General features: G+C 45.5%; 2 tRNA genes and 1 rRNA gene (1 of these 3 only partly in view). All 3 read right to left on the bottom strand.

Going from position 1 to position 2,500, the window contains the following annotated elements:
* Positions 1-1,633 (bottom strand): 23S ribosomal RNA (locus ACFIJ9_RS08420); it reaches 1,182 nt to the left of the window's first position.
* A gap of 442 nt (positions 1,634-2,075) precedes the next feature.
* Positions 2,076-2,151 (bottom strand) — tRNA-Ala (locus ACFIJ9_RS08415).
* A gap of 249 nt (positions 2,152-2,400) precedes the next feature.
* A tRNA-Ile gene (locus ACFIJ9_RS08410) sits at positions 2,401-2,477 on the bottom strand.
* Positions 2,478-2,500: the final 23 nt, after the last annotated feature.

The following is a 2,500-nucleotide window of genomic DNA, read 5'->3' as shown; positions in this document are numbered from 1 at the left end:
TTTGCCGAGTTCCTTCAACGTAGTTCTCTCAAGCGCCTTAGTATTCTCTACCAGTCCACCTGTGTCGGTTTGGGGTACGGTCTATATGTGGGAGCTATTTCCTGGAACTGCTTCACTGCAAGATCAATCCAATAAGATCTTACAATATACGCAATCCGTCACTACCCACAGGTCCACGAATATTAACGTGGTTCCCATCGACTACGCCTTTCGGCCTCGCCTTAGGGGCCGACTCACCCTGCTCAGATTAACTTTAAGCAGGAACCCTTGGACTTTCGGCGAGGGAGTCTCTCACTCCCTTTATCGTTACTCATGTCAGCATTCTCACTTCCGATACCTCCAGGAGCTCTCACGAGTCTCCCTTCACAGGCTTACGGAACGCTCCGCTACCACTTACTCCCTAAGGAGTAAATCCACATCTTCGGTGTATGGCTTTAGCCCCGTTACATTTTCGGCGCAGGGACCCTTATTTAGACCAGTGAGCTGTTACGCTTTCTTTAAATGGTGGCTGCTTCTAAGCCAACATCCTGGTTGTTTTGGGATCCTCACATCCTTTCCCACTTAGCCATAACTTGGGGACCTTAGATGGTGGTCAGGGTTGTTTCCCTCTCCACGACGGACGTTAGCACCCGCCGTGTGTCTGCTAGTTAGTTCTTCCAGGTATTCGGAGTTTGGTTAGGTTTGGTAATCCGGTGAGGACCCCTAGCCCATCCAGTGCTCTACCCCCTGGAGAATTCGACTAACGCTCTACCTAAATAGATTTCGCGGAGAACCAGCTATTTCCGAGTTTGATTGGCCTTTCACCCCTAGCCACAAGTCATCCCAATCTATTGCAACAGATACGGGTTCGGCCCTTCAGTAAGTGTTACCTTACCTTCAGCCTGCTCATGGCTAGATCACTCGGTTTCGGGTCTAATCCAACGAACTGAACGCCCTATTCAGACTCGCTTTCGCTACGCCTACACCTACCGGCTTAAGCTTGCTCGTTAGACTAAGTCGCTGACCCATTATACAAAAGGTACGCCGTCACCCAGAACGAATCTTGGGCTCCGACTGTTTGTAGGCATTCGGTTTCAGGTACTATTTCACTCCCCTTGTCGGGGTACTTTTCACCTTTCCCTCACGGTACTGGTGCGCTATCGGTCATGCACGAGTACTTAGGCTTGGATCGTGGTCGACCCATGTTCAGACAGGATTTCACGTGTCCCGCCCTACTCTAGGACTTAAATCAGATTTACGTATACGGGACTATCACCCACTTTGGTACGACTTTCCAATCGTTTCTACTTTTCTTAATCTAAGCCACTGGCCTGGTCCGCGTTCGCTCGCCACTACTAACGGAGTCTCGTTTGATGTCCTTTCCTACAGGTACTTAGATGTTTCAGTTCCCTGCGTTTGCTTCTTACACCCTATTTTATTCAGGTGTAGATACCTTTATCTGACGACTAGAAAACTAAACTGTCTTTTTGCAAAAACAGCTTAATTTTTCTAGCCATCAAAGGTGGGTTGCCCCATTCGGAGATCTACGGATCAAAGGTTATTCGCACCTCCCCGTAGCTTATCGCAGCGTATCACGTCCTTCATCGCCTGTGCATGCCAAGGCATCCACCAAATGCCCTTAAGACACTTGATCGTTCTCATTGCCAATATTCATTCACTGTTTGTCCGCATTCTTTGTCTTGTGCAAAACAAAGCGCAAAATAAACATAAATATCAGCAGAAAAGACCAGCTTCTCGAGATATATTCAATGGCGCGGTTAAGCTTCCAATCATAAGCAAGGGCTTTGAGCATTCCCTTGCGACACAATGTCTCTTTTTCTAAATTAAGATTTCCTCTTCAGATAAAGGCTTCTCTTTTAAGATCTTTTTTAAAGATCTGCTTTCAAAAACCTTTTTTTTAACAACAAGCATTTTCCCAAGAAGGTATTTTTCTTAACAAAAAACTTGTACCTCAGAAGGAACCTTAAAAAAGGAACATGTCTGAATATATCTTCTCTTCACAATTTCAATAGAACAAGCAAAAGGGTATAACCCCCCTTACTAAACCGTGTTCTTACAACACGATGATGACCAAATGGTGGAGCCGGACGGGATCGAACCGACGACCCCCTGCTTGCAAAGCAGGTGCTCTCCCAGCTGAGCTACGGCCCCTAAATAATGCTCTCTCAAATCAACCATAACCAAATTCACCAACTTGAATTATCTGTCCTGTTTTGATTTGTATCATGTAAATTTATCTGTACCACTGAAGGGACAAAGCCTCTTTGGAAGCTTAATGGGATAAATTTAACAAACAATCTCTGAATGATAAAATTAAATCTTTAAAAATAAACAAAGATTGAAGAGGCTTTAATACGCTTAAGCTTTATACTCTTGGATAAGCAAAAAACGAGCATAAATTGGTGGGCCTGGGAGGACTTGAACCTCCGACCTCACGCTTATCAAGCGCGCGCTCTAACCAACTGAGCTACAAGCCCTCCGGGATAAACCGGAAAACCTT

Source organism: Bartonella sp. MR90HLJMH (genome assembly GCF_042194115.1).
Classification (GTDB): domain Bacteria; phylum Pseudomonadota; class Alphaproteobacteria; order Rhizobiales; family Rhizobiaceae; genus Bartonella; species Bartonella grahamii.
This window is presented reverse-complemented; position numbering and strand designations above follow the sequence as displayed.